The organism is Stenotrophomonas sp. GW821-FHT02D01, assembly GCF_059421765.1.
This window is the reverse complement of sequence record NZ_JBWKVP010000001.1, coordinates 150,283-167,714: the sequence shown is the minus strand read 5'-3', so window position 1 is coordinate 167,714 and position 17,432 is coordinate 150,283. Positions and strand designations below refer to the sequence as shown.

Sequence of the window (17,432 nt, the reverse complement as noted above, 5' to 3'; positions counted from 1 at the left end):
TCTTTCTGCCTTTCTTTCGCCGACTCATGTCAGAGCACACCCCCGCCAGCCCCGAGACCCCCGCCGACAGCCACGAGAAGCGCGATTTCATCCGCCAGATCGTGCGCGAGGACCTGGCCAGCGGTAAGCACCAGGCGATCAAGACCCGCTTCCCGCCCGAGCCGAACGGCTACCTGCACATCGGCCATGCCAAGTCGATCTGCCTGAACTTCGGCGTCGCCGGCGAGTTCGGCGGCGTCTGCAACCTGCGTTTCGACGACACCAACCCGGCCAAGGAAGACCCGGAGTACGTGGCCGCGATCCAGGACGACGTGCGCTGGCTGGGCTTTGAGTGGAACGAGCTGCGCCATGCGTCGGATTACTTCGACGCCTACTACCTGGCCGCCGAGAAGCTGATCGCCGACGGTAAGGCCTACGTCTGTGACCTGTCGGCCGAGGAAGTGCGCGCCTACCGCGGCACCCTGACCGAACCGGGCCGGCCCTCGCCGTGGCGCGACCGCAGCGTCGAGGAGAACCTGGACCTGTTCCGCCGCATGCGCGCCGGTGAATTCCCCGATGGCGCGCGCACCGTGCGCGCCAAGATCGACATGGCCAGCGGCAACATCAACCTGCGCGATCCAGCCCTGTACCGCATCAAGCACGTCGAACACCAGAACACCGGCAACGCCTGGCCGATCTACCCGATGTACGACTTCGCCCATGCACTGGGCGATTCGATCGAAGGCATCACCCACTCGCTGTGCACGCTGGAGTTCGAAGACCACCGCCCGCTGTACGACTGGTGCGTGGACAACGTCGACTTCGCCCACGATGACGCGCTGACCCAGCCGCTGGTCGACGCCGGCCTGCCGCGCGAAGCGGCCAAGCCGCGCCAGATCGAGTTCTCGCGCTTGAACATCAACTACACGGTGATGAGCAAGCGCAAGCTGATGGCGCTGGTCACCGAACAGCTGGTGGACGGCTGGGAAGACCCGCGCATGCCGACCCTGCAGGGCCTGCGTCGCCGTGGCTACACCCCGGCGGCGATGCGCCTGTTCGCCGAGCGCGTGGGCATCAGCAAGCAGAATTCGCTGATCGATTTCAGCGTGCTCGAAGGCGCGCTGCGCGAAGACCTGGACAGCGCTGCACCGCGCCGCATGGCCGTGGTCGACCCGGTCAAGCTGGTACTGACCAACCTGGCTGAAGGCCACGAAGAGCAGCTGACCTTCAGCAACCACCCGAAGGACGAAAGCTTCGGTACCCGCGAAGTGCCGTTCGCACGTGAAGTGTGGATCGATCGCGAGGACTTCGCCGAAGTGCCGCCGAAGGGATGGAAGCGTCTGGTTCCCGGTGGCGAAGTGCGCCTGCGCGGCGCCGGCATCATCCGCTGCGATGAAGTGATCAAGGATGCCGACGGCACCATCACCGAACTGCGCGGCTGGCTGGACCCGGAATCGCGTCCGGGCATGGAAGGCGCCAACCGCAAGGTCAAGGGCACCATCCACTGGGTCAGCGCGGTGCACGGCGTGCCGGCCGAGATCCGCCTGTATGACCGCCTGTTCTCGGTGCCGAACCCGGACGATGAATCGGAAGGCAAGACCTACCGCGATTACCTCAATCCGGAATCACGTCGCACCGTCATCGGCTATGTCGAGCCGGCGGCTGCCACCGCTGCGCCGGAACAGTCGTTCCAGTTCGAGCGCACCGGCTACTTCGTTGCCGACCGCCGCGACCACACCGCAGCCAAGCCGGTGTTCAACCGCAGCGTGACCCTGCGCGACACCTGGTCGGCCTGAGCACCTGCGCGGGCGCCGCACAGGCGCCCGCGTCATCCCGGCGAATGCCCCATCCCGTGAAGCCGCATCGCTGACCAGCGGACGCGGCCTGGCCGTGCTGCGCACGTGGCGCGCACTGCCGTCGCGCAGCGGATGCCGCCATCATCGTCCATCCTTTCCTACCCATCAGGCCCTGCCATGTCCGCTGCCCCGAGTGCACTTCTGCCGCTGCTGCAACAGGTCCTGCTGGGCCGTGACATCGCCTGCACCATCGAGGGCGACGGACTGCTGCTCGACAGTGGCCTGCACCTGACCCCGCACGGCGTCGCCAGCAACGAACGCGACAACGGCGGCTGGCAGACCTCCACCGTCATCGAGACCCGTCACGCGGGCTTGTTCGCCGATGGCCTGTTCGAATACCAGCACGCCAATGGCGCAACCGAGCAGGAATCCCTGCTGTCCGGCTTCGACACCTGGGTGCGGGTGGATCTGGCGACCCTGCAGGCCGCCATCGGCGCTGAAGACGCACCGGACCTGCCGATGATGGGGCTGACCTACCCGACCAACGAAGACGGCCGGGAACACGAGCGCACCGTGGTGCTGGGACCGCTGGCCCATTACCGCGCCCGCGAACTGGACGACGCTGCTGCGTGCAGCGAAGACGACCACGGCTCCTGCCCCTGCTGCCTGTTCACCAAGAGCATCGACGCCTTCGACGACCTGCTGAAGGCCAATCACTTCCTGGCCATCCGCCTGTTCGCGTCGCGCGACGAGCAGGGCCAGTGCGAAGCCGACTGCCGGGTCAACGGCCATGACTTCGCCCCTGCCCTGCCGCTGCTGCGCGCCTATGCCGCGCGCTGGCCGCAGGCGGGGCTGGAATTCCGCAAGCAGTACGTGGTGATCCGCACCGGCTCACCCTCAGCGGCCTGAATCCAGCGCGCACGCCCGGTACATGCCACTGCCGCTACACTGCGCGCCGACATCTGTTGCACCTGTTCCTTTCACTCCCAACGAGGCACCCCCGCGATGCTGTACGCGCAAGTCCACCTGACCCTTCCCGCCTGGATCCACGACCAGATCGACCTGGATCGTCGATATCCGGGCGACGAGGCCAAGGTCGCGCTGGCGATCGAGCTGTCGCGGCTGAACGTCGACCACGCCAGTGGCGGCCCGTTCGGCGCCGTGGTGTTCGGGCCGGATGACAAGGTGATCGCCGCCGGCGTGAACCGGGTGATGCCGCACTCGACCTCGCTGGCGCACGCCGAGAACATGGCCTACATGCTGGCCCAGCAGCGCCTGCAGACCCCGCGCCTGAACGCAGTGCTGTCGCCGGTCACCCTGGCCACCAGCTCGCAGCCGTGCTGCCAGTGCTACGGCGCCACCGTGTGGGCCGGCATCGACCGCCTGTTGATCGGCGCCAGTTCGGCCGACGTGGAAGAACTGACCCCGTTCGATGAAGGCCCGCTGCCGGCCGACTGGGTGGGCGAACTCAACAAGCGCGGCATCGACGTGGTGCAGGGCCTGAACCGCGATGCGGCGCGCAGCGTGCTGCGTGCCTATGGGGAAAGCGATGGCGCCCGTTACTGAGGCCGGCATCGGCCTGCTGTGCCTGTGCCGGCAGGGCTTCGAGCCCGAGCTGGCCGGCGAACTGCAGTTCCGCGCAGGCGCAGCCGGCTTTGCCGGTTACGCCCGCACCCAGCGCAATGATGGCTACGTGCTCTTCATGTGCGATGAAGCGGCGGCGCTCGCACCGCGACTGCCGTGGCGCGAGCTGATCTTCGCCCGCCAGAAGCTGGTGGTACTGGCCGAGCTGCCGCAGTTGGACCCGGCCGACCGCATCACGCCGATGCTGGACGTGCTGGCCGATGCGCCGCGCTTCGGTGATCTGTGGGTGGAACATCCCGATTCGGACGCCGGCAAACCACTGTCCGGCTTGGCGCGTGCGTTCGGCAACGCCCTGCGCCCGGCGCTGCGCAAGGCCGGCAAACTCAGCGACAAACCGAACGCACGCCTGCCGCGCCTGCACGTGGTGTTTGTCGATGGCACCCACGCCTTCATCTGCGTGGCCAACCCGGACGACAGCGCACCCTGGGCGTTGGGCATTCCGCGCTTGAAGCTGTTGCCCGACGCACCCTCGCGCTCGGCATTGAAGCTGGACGAGGCACTGCTGACCCTGCTTGCCCCGGAAGAGCGCGAAGCGCTGGTTCGCCCGGGCATGCGCGCGGCTGATCTGGGCGCGGCACCGGGCGGCTGGACGTGGGTACTGACGCGCCAGCACGTGCATGTGCTGAGCATCGACAACGGCCCGCTGCGCCAGCACGTGCTGGACACCGGCCTGGTCGAACACCTGCGCGCCGATGGTTTCCATTGGCATCCGGAGCAGCCGCTGGACTGGATGGTCTGCGATATGGTCGAGCAGCCGCGTCGCGTCGCCGAACGCATGGCCACCTGGTTCCGCGAGGGCTGGTGCAGGCACGCGATCTTCAACCTGAAGCTGCCGATGAAGAAGCGCTGGGACGAGACGCGCCTGTGCCTGGACCTGTTCCAGGAGCAGGCCGGCAAGCCGCTGGTGGTACGTGCCAAGCAGCTGTACCACGACCGTGAGGAAATCACGGTGCTGGCGTCGCCGCTGCGCTGATGAACATCCCGCGCATTTCCCTGCTGCTGTGTACCGCGGTGCTGGCATCGCCGGCACTGGCACAGCCGGCGCGCCCGCAACCGGCACAGAGCGCTCCGCTGCGCGATGACAGTGGCGTGGTCCGCCAGCAGTCACTGTCGGCCGGCCGTGTGACCGGCAGCGTCGACATCGTGGTACCGCTGGGCGAAACCCCGGTAACCGTGCGCTCGGTGGCGCCGGCCAGCGTGGTCGGTCAGTACCGCATCCATTTCGCCGAGCTGGACGTGAACGCTGATGGTTTCATCAGCCGTGACGAAGCACTGGCCAATCCGGCGCTTTCCGATGAGTTCAACGCATTGGACAGCAAGCGCCGCGGCAAGCTGGACCGCGCCGATCTGGCCGGCTGGCTGATCGATTGAGGTCGCTGCGGTAGGTAATGGTATCCACGCATGGCGTGGATCTACTGAAACGACGGCGCTACCGGCGGATGATCCGGGGCTCGCGCGCCAACCAAGGTTGGCGTCTACAGAAGCGATTCGCTGCAGACCGGCATGACCCGCTTTTGGTAGGTGCCAACCTTGGTTGGTACAAGGTCGGAAGGCTCTCACTCCAGCCGGGCCGAGGGTGCCCGATCGACGCGCCAACCAAGGTTGGCATCTACCAGGGCATCGCCGTCACACCCCTGCGGCGCGCTTCCAGAAGGCCTGCACCAGCGGCGGCCACTTGCCCACGCAACCCAGCGCGCGGCCACGCGCCAGGGTCAGGTGCATCTCGTCGTTGGAGAACAGCCGGTTGATCGCGTCGAAGCTGTAGGCGGCGATCTGGTTGTCGCTGCGACGCTCACGCGCCCAGCGCTGCACGCGCTGCGGCGACAACCGGGGTTGTCCACGCCGTTCGGCCGATGGCGCCAGCCAGTGCTGCAGGGCGGCGACATCGCGCAGGCCGAGGTTGACGCCCTGCCCGGCCAGCGGATGCACCACGTGGGCGGCATCGCCCAGCGCCAGCACACGACCGGCCACGTAGTGGCGGGCCAGCTGCCGGCGCAGCGGGAAGGCCGCGCGCGGCGAGGCCAGCCGCAGTTCGCCCAGGCGCGCGGCGAAGGCACGGGTCAGTTCACGATTGAATGCGTCTTCGTCCAGCGCCAGTACGCGTGCCGCTTCGTCGTCGGGCAACGTCCAGACGATGGAACTGCGGCGCTCGGCCACCGGCAACAACGCCAGCGGACCGCTCGGCAGGAAGCGCTGCCAGGCCGTCGCCTGATTGGGCAGCTCGCTGTCCACATAGGCGACCACACCGCGCTGCTGGTAGTCGTGGCGCTCGACCTCGATCCCGGCCAGTCCGCGCAGGGTCGATTCCGCACCGTCGGCAGCGACGGCCAGTGCGGCTTCGATGCGTCGGCCATCATCCAGGCGCAGGCGCACGCCGTGTTCGTCCTGCTCAAGCGCTTCCACGCGGGCCGGGCAATGCAGTTCCACGCCGGCTGCCGGCAGCGCCGCCCACAGGCGATCCTGCAGCAAGCCGTTTTCGACGATGAAACCCAGCTCGCGACGGCCGAAGCGATCAGCGTCGAACAGCAGGTCGTCGCCACCGGCCGCGTCCCACACCTGCATGCGCCGGTACGGCCAGGCGCGTGCCTGCGCGATCGTCGGCCATACGCCGAGACGCTCAAGCAACTGCACGTTGTCGGCGGCAAAGGCGAACACCCGCAGATCCGGCTGTGCGGCCTGCCATGGTGCCGGTTCACGCCCTTCCACCAGCGCCACGGCAAGGCCGGCATCGGCCAGGGCCAGCGCACAGGCGGCGCCGACCACACCGCCGCCAACGATGGCCACGTCCAGGCGTGCGCGCCGGTTCATGCGGCTTCTCCACGGCACAGGCGCGGCACATCGCCACGGAAGCCCATCGCACCACCAACCAGCATCGACTGCACCGAGGCGCGCTGTGCGGCCACCAGGCCCAGGCTGCGCAGCGGGCGCAGCAGCGGCGCCGGATTGCTGGTCAGCCGGGCAAGGCCGCCGGAGAACGCCACCGTCTGTCGTCGATCTTCTTCGCGGCGGTCCACGTAGGATCGCAACAGTGCATCGCTGCCGGCATCGCCCTCCACTTCCAGCAGCTCGGCCAACGTCAATGCATCACGCAGGCCGAGGTTGAAGCCCTGCGCACCCAGCGGGTGGATGGTCTGCGCGGCGTTGCCCAGCAGCACCGTGCGCTCCCCCACCAGCGCGCGCGCCAGTACCTGGATCAGCGGATAGGCGCTGCGCGGACCGGAGTCGAGCAGGCGGCCGGCACGCCAGCCGATGGCCTGTTGCAGGCGCTGCAGCCAGGCAGCGTCGTCCAGCGCCATCACCGCCTCGGCCTGGTCACGGGCAACACCGTGCACGGTGCCGAAATGGCGGTCGCCACGCGGCAGCAACGCCGTCGGCCCGGTATCGGTGAAACGCTCCCAGGCGGTGCCATCGGGCGCGCGCTGGCTGCGCACGCGGGCCACGAACAGCGTCTGCTGGAAGTCGTGGCGATCAACGTCGATGCCCAACGCATCGCGCACGCCGCTGCTGGTGCCGTCGGCACCGACCACCAGCCGCGCCAGCAGCACCTGCTCGCCGCTGTCATCGGCCACCCGCACCTGGCGGTAGCCGTCAATCACCTCGCCCAGGCCAAGGAAACGCATCGGCCGGTAGCGGCGCAGCCGTGACAACTCCTGCAGCCGGCTTTCCAGCGCCTGGCCGAAATCACGCGCCACCACCACCTGGCCGAACCAGGGCCGGTCGTACTCTGCGGCATCGAGCTGCACCCGGCCGAAATCGCCGGCGCGGCTGACATGGATGCGGCGGATCGGACCGGGCGCCATCGTCAGCTTCTGCATGACCCCCAGCGCGGTCAGCGCGTTGATCGTGGCTGCGGCAAAACTAAGGTTGCGCTGGTCGAACACCGCCGGCAGTTCCCCGGCCGGGCTGGCTTCGAGCAGGCCCACGTCGCGGCCCAGGCGGTCCAGGGCGATGGCCAGGCTGGCACCCACCAGACCGCCACCGACGATCAGCACGTCATGTCGTTCACTCATGGGCGCATGATACGCGCTCGCCGCGCCGGCATGCCCCACGCCGCCCGGCCTGCGCCAAGCGCCGCGCCGGGCTAGAATGAAACCTGAATCCGCTCCGGCCCGCCGCCATGTCCGACTCCGCCCCCCGCGCCTTCGTCCTGTCAGTGCTCGTGCTGTTGCTGGCGGCGACCCGCGTCAATCACTTCGCGGCAATCCCGGATGCCTCCTGGGCGGTATTCTTCATCGGCGGCTTCTACCTCGCCCGCTGGACCCGCTGGGCGTTCCCGCTGCTGATGGTGTTCGCGGTGCTGGTCGACTGGATCGTGATCCGCAGCAGCGGTCTCGATTTCTGGCAGCACTACTGCGTGTCGCCAGGCTACTGGCTGCTGTTGCCGGCGTACTTCGCCATGTGGTCCGGTGGCATGCTGCTGGGCCGCAACTACCGCAGCGCGCAGTGGGCGGTGCTCGGCAAGGGTGCGTTGCTGCTGGTGGCGTCGGTGGCGCTGTGCCATCTGCTGGCGCAGGGTGGTTTCTACTGGACCAGCCAGAACGTCGCCGAGCCGACCGTGGCCGGCTGGGCCCAGAACTACGCGCAGTGGTTCGGTCCGTACCTGCGCACCACCGCGATCTACGTGGCCCTGGCCGCCGCACTGCAGCTGGCCGTGGAGCAGGTGCTGAAGCTCCTGCAGGCCCGCCGCGACATCCATCACTGAGCCGCGTCATGGGTCATCGCCTCTCGCGCATCTACACCCGCACCGGCGACGACGGCAGCACCGGTCTGGGTGACGGCAGCCGGGTCGGCAAGGATGATCTGCGTGTTGCGTCCTATGGCACCGTCGACGAAGCCAATGCCACGCTCGGCCTGTTGCTGGCTGTGCCGCTGCCGGAGGACGTCCGCGCGCTGGTCGTGCACCTGCAGCACCAGCTGTTCGATCTGGGCGCCGAACTGTGCGTTCCCGGCCATGCCGCGATCCACGCCGCCGACGTATCGGCCCTGGAACAGCAGCTGGACCACTACAACGCCGACCTGCCGATGCTGAAGGAGTTCATCCTGCCGGCCGGTGGCGAGGCCGCTGCGCGCTGCCACCTCGCGCGCACCGTCGTCCGCCGCGCCGAGCGCGACACGGTGGCCCTGGCCCGGGTGGAACCGGTACGCAGCGAAGCGCTGCAGTACCTCAACCGGCTGTCAGACCTCCTGTTCGTGCTGGCCCGGGTGCTGGCACGGGCCGATGGCCACGGCGAAGCGCTGTGGCAACCACAGCATCGCCAGCGCTGAGCCGCCATGCTGGTCTTCACCCATCCCGCCTGCCTGCTGCACGATCCCGGCCCTGGCCATCCTGAATGCCCGCAACGCCTGCAGGTGGTGCTCGACGCGCTGCACGAGGCCTTCCCCGGCCAACTGGAGTGGCGCGAAGCGCCGCCGGCCAAGTTCGGTGAACTGACCCGGGTCCACGACAGCGCGCTGCTGGATCTGGTGCTGCAACCGCAGACCGCACCGCTGCGCCAGCTGGACATGGACACCTGGACCTCGCCGGGCTCGGCCAGTGCCGCGGTGCATGCCGCCGGCGCCGGTGTCGCAGCCGTCGATGCAGTGATGCTGGGTGAGGATCCGCTGGCCTTCTGCGCGGTGCGCCCACCCGGCCACCATGCCACCAGCAGCACCGCGATGGGCTTCTGCCTGCTCAACAACATTGCCATCGCCGCCGCCTACGCCCGCGACCGCCACGGTCTGGAGCGGATCGCGGTGGTCGACTTCGATGTCCACCATGGCAACGGCACCCAGGACATCTTCCAACACGACGCCCGGGTGTCCTACTACAGCACCCACCAGGCCGGCCTGTTCCCCGAGTCCGGCCTGCGCCGTGACCGCGGTGCCGGCAACCTGATGAACATCCTGCTGCCGCCGGGCAGTGGTGGCTTCCGCTTCCGCAATGTCTGGGCCGACGAAATGCTGCCGGCGATCGACGACTTCCGCCCTCAGCTGCTGCTGATCTCGGCAGGCTTCGACGCGCACCTGCGCGATCCGCAGGCCGATCTGATGCTGGAGACCGACGATTTCGCCTGGATCACCACCGAACTGCACGCGCTGGCACGCCGTCATGCCGCCGGCCGGGTGGTGTCGATGCTGGAGGGTGGATACGACCTGCAGGCCTTGGCCGAGTGCAGCGTGGCCCACCTGCAGGCGCTGATCGCAGCCCCCTCTGGCAACGGGGCTGGATGAACCCGAACCGGCAATCAGGGGAGGCCTTCATTGCCCCTATGCAAGGGATGGGGCAAGCTACCGTCCGTTTTCGCCCGAATCCGAACCGCGTGCGCCGAGCCCTCCGCCTGCTTCCCCTGCCCCTGAGCATCGCCGTCTGCCTTCCGGCATGGGCTGATGACAAGCCGCTCAACTGGGGCCTTTGCCCGGCCACGGACGTGATCCCTGCGTTCACCGACGCGCCGACGCCGGTGCCCGGCCAGGACAAGGCTGCCGCCAGTGCTGCGCGCGAACAGCAGCCCACCGACATCGAGGGCGACCAGCTGCTGGGCACCACCACCGTGCCGCAGTACCAGGGCAACGTGGCGCTGCGCCGGGGCGACCAGTTCGTGGGCACCGACAAGCTCAGCTTCGATACCGAAAGCGGCAACTATGTCGCCGACGGCAACGTCCGCTACCAGGATGCCTCGATCCGGATGGTCGCCAAGCGCGCCGAGGGCAACCAGGAAAGCGACACCCACAAGATCACCGACATCCAGTACCAGCTGGTGTCCCGCCGCGGCAACGGTGAAGCCGAATCGGTCGACCTGCAGGGCGCGGTCGGGCAGATGCACCGCTCCACCTACACCACCTGCGACCCGTCGCAGCCGGTATGGCGGCTGACGGCGCCGGAAATCGAAGTCGACAACGACGAAGGCTTCGGTACTGCCCGCAACGCGGTGCTGCGGATCGGCAAGGTGCCGATCCTGTGGGCGCCCTACTTCAAGTTCCCGATCGATGACCGGCGCAAGACCGGCCTGCTGTTCCCGCAGCTGGGCATGTCCGGCCGCAACGGTTTCGATTACGCGCAGCCGATCTACTTCAATCTGGCGCCGAACTACGACGACACGTTGACCCCGCGCTACATGAGCCGGCGCGGTCTGATGCTCGACAACGAGTTCCGCTACCTCTACAACGGCGGCCGCGGCGAACTGCTGACCGCGTTCATGCCCAACGACAAACTACGCGACCGCGACCGCGGCCGGGTGATGTTCGGCGGCTACCACAACCTCGACGACCACTGGCAGGCCCGCGCCAACCTGGCCTGGGTCAGCGACGAGCGCTACGTGGAAGACTTCGCCAACCGCCTGGTGGGGGTCACTGCGTCAAACCTGCAGAGCACCGTCGGCCTGTACGGCACCGGCAAGAACTGGACGGCCGGCATCATGGCCGACCGCTGGCAGCTGACCGACTACACCCTCAACGAGAGTGCGCTGGCCTACAACCGCCAGCCGCGCCTGTACTTCAACTGGGACAAGCCGCTGCTGCCGTGGCTGGAGACCGGTGTCTACGCCGAGGCCGTGCGCTTCACCCACGACGACATCAACTTCAAGTACGGCGCCGATGCGGGACCGGACCTGCAGTACACCCGAAACGGCAGCCGGCAGACCGAGGGCATCGGTGTCAGCGGCGGCTCGCGACTGGACCTGAAACCGTACGTGTCGTTCCCGATCAGCGGCGCGGCCTGGTATGTCACGCCCACGCTGGCCTACCGCTATACCGGTTACCAGCTGGACCGTGGACTGGTTGATGGCGTGAACGGCATCCGCGGCCAGATCCTGCGCTCGCAGGGCATCGACCCGAACACCGCTACCCCCGAACAGCTGCGCGGCAACACCTCGCCCAGCCGCAGCCTGCCGATCGCCAGCCTCGATGCCGGCCTGTTCTTCGACCGTGAGACGAAGATCGGTGGCAAGTCGTTCCTGCAGACCCTGGAACCGCGTCTGTTCTACCTGCGCACGCCCTACCGCGACCAGGACGAGCTGCCGATCTTCGACACCCGCGACTTCACCTTCAGCTGGGGCCAGCTGTTCCGCGATTCGCGCTATACCGGCGCCGATCGCCAGAACGACGCCAACCAGCTGACCGTGGCCCTGAGCACCCGCTTCATCGACCAGACCACCGGCAAGGAACGCTTCTCGGCCTCCATCGGCCAGATCCAGTACTTCGACGAGTCGCGGGTGAGCGTGGTCCCCGGTGGCGCACCGGTGGAAAAGGGCAAGTCGGCCTGGATCGCCGACGGCAACTACATGATCAACGACCGCTGGACGCTGGGCGCCACCTATCAGTGGGATCCCAAGTACAAGCGCGAGGATCTGGCCAGCGTGCGTGCCCGCTACCTGATGTCCAACGACGGCGTGGTCAACCTGACCTACCGCTACCGCATCAATTCCGGCGCCCCGGCCACGGCCAACAAGCATGACCGCACCCTGCTGGAACAGGCCGACCTGTCGTTCCTGTACCCGCTGAATGAGCGCTGGAGCCTGGTCGGTCGCTATTACTACTCGCTGCAGGACAAGGAACCGCTGGAGATCATCGGTGGCGTACAGTGGGACAGCTGCTGCCTGGCCGTGCGCGCCGTGGCCCGCCGCTACGTACGCAACCGCGAAGGCGAAATGAACAACTCCATCCAGCTCGAGTTCGTGCTCAAGGGCTTGAGCTCCCTCGGCCAGGACACGGACCGCACTTTGCGCCGTGCTATCCTCGGCTACAACCGCGACGACCTCTATCTCGTGCCGCCCAGCAACACCGGAGCGACCCGCGATGACTACGATCCGAATCAGATCCCATGACCAAGAGCTTCCCCGTTCTCCTCGCATCGCTTCTGGCGGTGTCCAGCGTGTCCGCCCCCCTGCAGGTTCTTGCGCAGGAGGCCCAGCCGTTGGATCGCATCGCTGCTGTCGTCGATGAGGACGTGATCCTGCAGAGCGAGCTCCAGCGTGCGATCGCCAACATCAAGGCGCAGTACGCCGGCCGCGAGGCCCAGCTGCCGCCCGATGACGTGCTCAGCCGCCAGGTGCTCGAGCGCTTGGTGCTGGTCAAGCTGCAGGTGGCCCGTGCCCAGGGCAGCGGCATCCGTGTGAGCGACCAGGAACTGACCCAGGCGATGAATGCCATCGCCCAGCAGAACGGCTCGACCCTGGATGCCCTGCGCCAGCGCCTGGCCAGTGACGGTATCGATTTCAACGATTTCCGCGCCTCGGTGCGTGACGAGATCACCGTGCAGCGCCTGCGCCAGAGCTTCGCGCAGAGCCGCATCAGCGTCAGCGAAGGCGAGGTCGATGCTGCCCTGAAGCAGCAGGCCGATGCCGGCAACCAGTTCCACCTCGCACACATCCTGGTCGCCCTGCCCGACGGTGCCAGCGCCGAGCAGATCGCCACCGGCCAGAAGAAGGCTGATGGCGTGAAAGCCCTGCTGGACAAGGGCGAACTGGACTTCAATGCGGCGGCCGTGCGCTATTCCGACAGCCCCAATGCGCTGGAAGGCGGCGACCTCGGCTGGCGCACCCTGGATGAAATCCCGGCCGCGTTCGCACAGACGATGCAGCAGATGAAGCCCGGCGAAGTGGTCGGCCCGATCCGTGGCCCGAGCGGCTTCCAGCTGCTGAAGCTGGTGGAAGTGCGTGACGCCAGCGCGGCGGCAGGCACCCACACGGTCACCGAGTACCACGGCCGCCATATCCTGGTGCGCGTGGACGATGCCCAGTCCGACACGGCGGCCAAGGCCAAGATCGACACCCTGCGTGCGCGTATTGCCGGCGGTGCCGACTTCCAGCAGGTGGCCAAGGAATCGTCCGAGGACACCAACAGCAAGGGCCAGGGCGGCGATCTGGGCTGGTTCCCGGCCGACGCGTTCGGCCCGGCCTTTGGCCAGCAGGTGGCAGGCATCCAGGACGGCGGCGTAAGCCAGCCGTTCCGCACCGATGCGGGCTGGCACATCGTGCAGCGCGTGGGCACCCGCCAGACCGACGTCGGCAGTGACAACCAGCGCGCCCAGGTCCGCGAGACCATCGGTCGCCGCAAGCTGGAAGACGAGTACAACCGCTTCCTGCAGGAGCTGCGTGGCGAAGCCTACGTCAGCTTCCGCAGCGGTGACCGGGCGGAAAATACTGCCACGCCTCCGCAGTCCTGAGCCATGCTCCCCGAGCTCGCTCTGGTACCGGGCGAGCCCGCCGGGATCGGCCCGGAACTGTGTGTCCGGCTGGTCCAGCAGCCGCGCGATGATTGCCGGCTGCTGGCATTCGCCGATCCGGACACCCTGCGCGCGGCCGCAGCCGCGCTGGATCTGCCCCTGCAACTGCTGCCCGAGGACGCACACGCACGCGTCCCCGGCGATCTGCGCCTGCGCGCCGTCGCCAACAGCGCCCCCAGCCGTTTCGGCCATACCGACCCTGCCAACGCAGGTGCGGTGATCGGTGCCCTGCTCGGTGCGGGCCAGGCCTGCCTGTCCGGTGAACTGCACGGCGTAGTGACCGGCCCGGTGCACAAGGCGGTGATCAACCAGGGCGGCATCGCCTACAGCGGCACCACCGAACTGCTGGCCGACCAGGCCGGGGTGAAGGTGGTGATGATGCTGGCCAACGACATCGTCCGCGTTGCCCTGGCTACGACCCACCTGCCGCTGCGTGAGGTTGCCGATGCGATCACCGCGCCCGGCCTGGAACACACCCTGCGCACCGTGCATGCCGCGCTGCGCCGCGAGTTCGGCCTGGCCGCGCCGCGCATCGCCGTGCTTGGCCTGAACCCGCATGCCGGCGAAGACGGTCACCTCGGTCGCGAGGAACTGGATCTGGTCATCCCGCTGCTGCAGCGCCTGCGCGGCGAGGGCATGGACCTGATCGGTCCGCTGCCGGCCGATACCGCGTTCCTGCCGGCCAAGCTGGCCGGCTTCGACACCGTGCTGGCCATGTACCACGACCAGGGCCTGCCGGTGCTGAAGTACTCCGGCTTCGAGCAGGCGGTGAACCTGACCCTGGGCCTGCCCTATCCGCGCGTGGCGGTGGACCACGGCACCGCGCTGGATCTTGCCGGCCGCGGCATTGCCGATCCTTCCAGCCTGCAGGCCGCCACAACGCTGTGTGCGCGACTGGCGCGGCAACGTACACTGAGCACATGACTTCCCCGCATTCCCCCTCCGGCCCGGTGTTTTCCGCCCCGGCCAAGAAGCAGCTCGGCCAGCACTTCCTTGCCGACCGCTACTACATCGACAAGATCGTGATGGCGGTCAATCCCAAGGACGGCGACCGCCTGGTCGAGATCGGCCCGGGCCAGGGTGCGATCACCCTGCCGCTGCTGCGCGTGCACCCGAAGATGACGGTGATCGAGTTCGACCGCGACCTGATCGCGCCGTTGACCGCCGCCGCCGAGCCCCTGGGTGAACTGACCATCGTCAACCGCGACGTGCTGCGGGTCGATTTCACCGAGCTGGCCGACGGACAGCCGATCCGCCTGGTCGGCAACCTGCCCTACAACATCTCCTCGCCCATCCTGTTCCATGCACTGGAGCATGCTGCGGTGGTCTCGGACATGCACTTCATGCTGCAGAAGGAAGTGGTCGACCGCATGGCTGCCGGTCCCGGCAGCAAGGTGTTCGGCCGCCTCAGCGTGATGCTGCAGGCCTACTGCGAGGTGACCTCGCTGTTCGTGGTGCCGCCGGGTGCGTTCAGGCCGCCGCCGAAGGTCGATTCGGCCGTGGTGCGCCTGGTACCGCGCGACCCGGCCAGCATCGACATCAAGGACCACAAGCGCTTCGCCGAGGTGGTCAAGGCCGCCTTCGGCCAACGCCGCAAGACCCTGCGCAATGCCCTGAACAACGTGGTCAGCGCCGAGCAGTTCGTGGCCGCCGGCGTGCGCCCCGATGCCCGCGCCGAACAGCTGGACGTGGCTGAATTCATCGCTTTGGCCAATGCCACCTGATTACACTGCCGGTATGGAAGACGCTGACGTTTATGCCATCTCCGTCGAAGTCGCCCCGCGCTTCCTCGACGACCAATCCGCGCCGGAAGACGGTCGTTATGCGTTCGCCTATACGATCCGCATCCACAACCAGGGCCGCGTTGCCGCGCGCCTGGTCGCACGCCACTGGCGCATCACCGATGCCAATGGCCGCGTCGAGCATGTCGATGGCGATGGCGTGATCGGCGAACAGCCGCGACTGCGTCCGGGTGAAGACTTCCATTACACCTCGGGTGTCATGCTCGGCACCGAGCACGGCACGATGCAGGGCCATTACGACATGGTGGCCGACGACGGCACCGAATTCGCCGCGCCGGTCGCACCCTTCGTGCTGGCCATCCCGCGCACCCTGCACTGACACGGAGGCCGAACGATGAGTGTATGGGCGATCGGCGACCTGCAAGGCTGCTATGACGTAACCCAGCGCCTGCTGGAGAAGATCCGGTTCGATCCCGCGCAGGACACCCTGTGGTTCTGCGGCGACCTGGTCAACCGCGGTGGACAGTCACTGGAAACCCTGCGGCTGGTGCATTCGCTGCGCGACCACAGCGTGGTGGTGCTCGGCAACCACGACCTTTCACTGCTGGCCGTCGGTGCGCGCACCGAAGAAGAACAGCGCAAGGTCAACCCGGACCTGCTGCGCATCGTCCAGGCCGAAGACCGCGACGTGCTGCTGGACTGGCTGCGCCTGCAGAAGCTGGTGCACGTGGACCGTGAGCTTGGCTGGATGATGGTGCATGCCGGCCTTGCGCCGAAGTGGACCACGCAGATGGCCGAGAAGCATGCGGCCGAAGTGGAAGTGCAGCTGCACGGCGCCGGCTATCGCAAGCTGTTCCGCAACATGTACGGCGACAAGCCCAGCTGGGCGCCGAACCTGACCGGCTACGAGCGCTCACGGGCGATCATCAACGTGCTCACGCGCATGCGCTACTGCACCTCGCGCGGCCGCATCGGCATCGAGGACAAGGGCACGCCGGGCACCCAGGAACAGGGGCTGTATCCCTGGTTCGAAGTGCCGGGCCGGGTCGAACGCGACCTGAAGGTGGTCTGCGGCCATTGGTCCGCGCTCGGCCTGACCATCACCCAAGGCATCCACGCGATCGACACCGGTGCTGTGTGGGGTGGCAAGCTCACCGCGATCCAGCTCGACACCGATGAGCTGCGCGTGGTGCAGGTACCGGGACGCGACGTACCGGCACCGGTCGCCAACGCGCGGCCGCCCGCGCGACCGGCACACGAGCGCACGGCAGGCAAGGACAACAGCCAGGGCAACGGCAACGCTGCAACGGCTGGCGCCCCCGGCAACCGTGGTCCGCGCCGGCGCCGCCGCCGTAGTGGCGGTGGCGGTGGCGGTGGTGGCAACAACAACGGAACGCCTCCTTCGGCATGACGCCCGGCAACCGCGCACCATGGACGGTGCTGCTGCTGACGCTGGCCCTGGCCAGCGGCTGCCAGCCCTCATCGTCGCCAGCGACTGCCGGCGCCGACGCTACCGCCGCCCCTGCATCAGCTCCTGCACCTTCGCCGCCGCTGGTCGCTGCCGCACGCGCACAGATCGGCGTCACCACCCGCTACGACCCTGCCTATCAGGTACTGGCCTACCCCGGTGGCGACGTGCCCGCTGATCGCGGCGTATGCACCGACGTGGTGGTCCGCGCCCTGCGTACACAGGGGCTGGACCTGCAGGTCCGCGTGAACGAAGACATGCGTGCTGATTTCAGCGCCTATCCGGCCCTTTGGGGCCTGTCCCGACCGGATCGGAACATCGACCATCGGCGCGTGCCCAACCTGATGCGCTGGTTTGACCGCCAGGGTTGGCAGCAGCCGATCGGTTCGCGCGCCAGCGACTTCGCTGCCGGCGACATCGTGGCCTGGAAGCTCAACGGCAACGGCCTGCTGCACGTGGGCATCGTTTCCGACCGGCGCCTGGCCGACGGCACGCCGCTGGTGCTGCACAACATCGCGCGCGGTACGCGGGAAGAGAACCTGCTGTTCCAGCACACCATCATCGGCCACTACCGGATGCCGTAAAACGATCCTGTAGAGCCG

General features: G+C 67.8%; 17 protein-coding genes. 15 read left to right on the top strand and 2 right to left on the bottom strand.

What is annotated here, in order from left to right; genetic code table 11:
* Window positions 1–26 precede the first annotated feature (26 nt).
* From AC07UW_RS00700 to AC07UW_RS00680, 5 genes are all read left to right on the top strand, one after another.
* Window positions 27–1,775, top strand: coding sequence for a glutamine--tRNA ligase/YqeY domain fusion protein (locus tag AC07UW_RS00700; RefSeq protein ID WP_363729935.1), 1,749 nt, complete (start codon window positions 27–29; stop codon window positions 1,773–1,775).
* 177 nt (window positions 1,776–1,952) lie between these two features.
* Window positions 1,953–2,684, top strand: coding sequence for a DUF6348 family protein (locus AC07UW_RS00695; RefSeq protein WP_394198685.1), 732 nt, complete (start codon window positions 1,953–1,955; stop codon window positions 2,682–2,684).
* Window positions 2,685–2,780: 96 nt separating this feature from the next.
* Complete coding sequence (locus AC07UW_RS00690; RefSeq protein WP_049465263.1) at window positions 2,781–3,341, top strand: nucleoside deaminase; 561 nt, start codon at window positions 2,781–2,783, stop codon at window positions 3,339–3,341.
* Window positions 3,325–4,392, top strand: a complete 1,068-nt coding sequence (gene rlmM / locus AC07UW_RS00685) for a 23S rRNA (cytidine(2498)-2'-O)-methyltransferase RlmM (RefSeq protein ID WP_025877934.1) — start codon at window positions 3,325–3,327, stop codon at window positions 4,390–4,392. The genes AC07UW_RS00690 and rlmM overlap by 17 nt, the downstream gene beginning before the upstream one ends.
* A complete protein-coding gene (locus AC07UW_RS00680; protein ID WP_312786514.1) occupies window positions 4,392–4,790 on the top strand; it encodes an EF-hand domain-containing protein in 399 nt (132 codons plus the stop codon). The genes rlmM and AC07UW_RS00680 overlap by 1 nt, the downstream gene beginning before the upstream one ends.
* A gap of 255 nt (window positions 4,791–5,045) precedes the next feature.
* Here AC07UW_RS00680 and AC07UW_RS00675 read toward each other — a convergent pair whose 3' ends face one another.
* Together AC07UW_RS00675 and ubiH are read right to left on the bottom strand one after the other, a co-directional pair.
* On the bottom strand, window positions 5,046–6,227 hold the full coding sequence (locus tag AC07UW_RS00675) for a UbiH/UbiF family hydroxylase (RefSeq protein WP_495211228.1): 1,182 nt from the start codon (window positions 6,225–6,227) through the stop codon (window positions 5,046–5,048).
* The gene (gene ubiH / locus AC07UW_RS00670; protein WP_495211227.1) at window positions 6,224–7,429 is read right to left on the bottom strand and encodes a 2-octaprenyl-6-methoxyphenyl hydroxylase; all 1,206 of its coding nucleotides are present in this window, start codon (window positions 7,427–7,429) and stop codon (window positions 6,224–6,226) included. The genes AC07UW_RS00675 and ubiH overlap by 4 nt, the downstream gene beginning before the upstream one ends.
* Window positions 7,430–7,536: 107 nt before the next feature.
* Between ubiH and AC07UW_RS00665 the strand changes: the two genes are divergently transcribed.
* The 10 genes from AC07UW_RS00665 (at window position 7,537) to AC07UW_RS00620 (ending at window position 17,414) form a co-directional block, all read left to right on the top strand.
* On the top strand, window positions 7,537–8,121 hold the full coding sequence (locus tag AC07UW_RS00665; RefSeq protein ID WP_363729920.1) for a hypothetical protein: 585 nt from the start codon (window positions 7,537–7,539) through the stop codon (window positions 8,119–8,121).
* Window positions 8,122–8,129: 8 nt separating this feature from the next.
* Complete coding sequence (locus AC07UW_RS00660; RefSeq protein ID WP_089238883.1) at window positions 8,130–8,684, top strand: cob(I)yrinic acid a,c-diamide adenosyltransferase; 555 nt, start codon at window positions 8,130–8,132, stop codon at window positions 8,682–8,684.
* Window positions 8,685–8,690: 6 nt separating this feature from the next.
* The gene (locus tag AC07UW_RS00655) at window positions 8,691–9,629 is read left to right on the top strand and encodes a histone deacetylase family protein (RefSeq protein ID WP_495211226.1); all 939 of its coding nucleotides are present in this window, start codon (window positions 8,691–8,693) and stop codon (window positions 9,627–9,629) included.
* 89 nt (window positions 9,630–9,718) lie between these two features.
* Window positions 9,719–12,220: an LPS-assembly protein LptD gene (gene lptD, locus AC07UW_RS00650; protein WP_495211225.1), complete on the top strand. Its 2,502-nt coding sequence runs from the start codon at window positions 9,719–9,721 to the stop codon at window positions 12,218–12,220.
* On the top strand, window positions 12,217–13,560 hold the full coding sequence (locus tag AC07UW_RS00645) for a peptidylprolyl isomerase (RefSeq protein ID WP_495211224.1): 1,344 nt from the start codon (window positions 12,217–12,219) through the stop codon (window positions 13,558–13,560). Before lptD ends, AC07UW_RS00645 begins: the two co-directional genes overlap by 4 nt.
* A gap of 3 nt (window positions 13,561–13,563) precedes the next feature.
* Complete coding sequence (gene pdxA, locus AC07UW_RS00640) at window positions 13,564–14,544, top strand: 4-hydroxythreonine-4-phosphate dehydrogenase PdxA (protein WP_336024868.1); 981 nt, start codon at window positions 13,564–13,566, stop codon at window positions 14,542–14,544.
* A complete protein-coding gene (gene rsmA, locus AC07UW_RS00635) occupies window positions 14,541–15,344 on the top strand; it encodes a 16S rRNA (adenine(1518)-N(6)/adenine(1519)-N(6))-dimethyltransferase RsmA (protein ID WP_025877916.1) in 804 nt (267 codons plus the stop codon). The genes pdxA and rsmA overlap by 4 nt, the downstream gene beginning before the upstream one ends.
* A 13-nt stretch (window positions 15,345–15,357) precedes the next feature.
* Complete coding sequence (gene apaG / locus AC07UW_RS00630) at window positions 15,358–15,741, top strand: Co2+/Mg2+ efflux facilitator ApaG/CorD (RefSeq protein ID WP_025877914.1); 384 nt, start codon at window positions 15,358–15,360, stop codon at window positions 15,739–15,741.
* A gap of 15 nt (window positions 15,742–15,756) precedes the next feature.
* Window positions 15,757–16,773, top strand: coding sequence for a symmetrical bis(5'-nucleosyl)-tetraphosphatase (locus tag AC07UW_RS00625; protein ID WP_336024863.1), 1,017 nt, complete (start codon window positions 15,757–15,759; stop codon window positions 16,771–16,773).
* Window positions 16,770–17,414, top strand: a complete 645-nt coding sequence (locus tag AC07UW_RS00620) for a DUF1287 domain-containing protein (protein WP_223494265.1) — start codon at window positions 16,770–16,772, stop codon at window positions 17,412–17,414. The genes AC07UW_RS00625 and AC07UW_RS00620 overlap by 4 nt, the downstream gene beginning before the upstream one ends.
* Window positions 17,415–17,432 lie beyond the last annotated feature (18 nt).

Bases quoted from the DNA above. Each gene is read 5' to 3' on its own strand.
- pdxA (WP_336024868.1), top strand. From the start codon at position 13,564: ATGCTCCCCGAGCTCGCTCTGGTACCGGGCGAGCCCGCCGGGATCGGC.
- rsmA (WP_025877916.1), top strand. From the start codon at position 14,541: ATGACTTCCCCGCATTCCCCCTCCGGCCCGGTGTTTTCCGCCCCGGCC.
- rlmM (WP_025877934.1), top strand. From the start codon at position 3,325: ATGGCGCCCGTTACTGAGGCCGGCATCGGCCTGCTGTGCCTGTGCCGG.
- AC07UW_RS00690 (WP_049465263.1), top strand. From the start codon at position 2,781: ATGCTGTACGCGCAAGTCCACCTGACCCTTCCCGCCTGGATCCACGAC.
- AC07UW_RS00660 (WP_089238883.1), top strand. From the start codon at position 8,130: ATGGGTCATCGCCTCTCGCGCATCTACACCCGCACCGGCGACGACGGC.
- AC07UW_RS00665 (WP_363729920.1), top strand. From the start codon at position 7,537: ATGTCCGACTCCGCCCCCCGCGCCTTCGTCCTGTCAGTGCTCGTGCTG.
- AC07UW_RS00680 (WP_312786514.1), top strand. From the start codon at position 4,392: ATGAACATCCCGCGCATTTCCCTGCTGCTGTGTACCGCGGTGCTGGCA.
- AC07UW_RS00700 (WP_363729935.1), top strand. From the start codon at position 27: ATGTCAGAGCACACCCCCGCCAGCCCCGAGACCCCCGCCGACAGCCAC.
- AC07UW_RS00655 (WP_495211226.1), top strand. From the start codon at position 8,691: ATGCTGGTCTTCACCCATCCCGCCTGCCTGCTGCACGATCCCGGCCCT.
- ubiH (WP_495211227.1), bottom strand. From the start codon at position 7,429: ATGAGTGAACGACATGACGTGCTGATCGTCGGTGGCGGTCTGGTGGGT.
- AC07UW_RS00695 (WP_394198685.1), top strand. From the start codon at position 1,953: ATGTCCGCTGCCCCGAGTGCACTTCTGCCGCTGCTGCAACAGGTCCTG.
- AC07UW_RS00625 (WP_336024863.1), top strand. From the start codon at position 15,757: ATGAGTGTATGGGCGATCGGCGACCTGCAAGGCTGCTATGACGTAACC.
- AC07UW_RS00620 (WP_223494265.1), top strand. From the start codon at position 16,770: ATGACGCCCGGCAACCGCGCACCATGGACGGTGCTGCTGCTGACGCTG.
- AC07UW_RS00645 (WP_495211224.1), top strand. From the start codon at position 12,217: ATGACCAAGAGCTTCCCCGTTCTCCTCGCATCGCTTCTGGCGGTGTCC.
- AC07UW_RS00675 (WP_495211228.1), bottom strand. From the start codon at position 6,227: ATGAACCGGCGCGCACGCCTGGACGTGGCCATCGTTGGCGGCGGTGTG.
- apaG (WP_025877914.1), top strand. From the start codon at position 15,358: ATGGAAGACGCTGACGTTTATGCCATCTCCGTCGAAGTCGCCCCGCGC.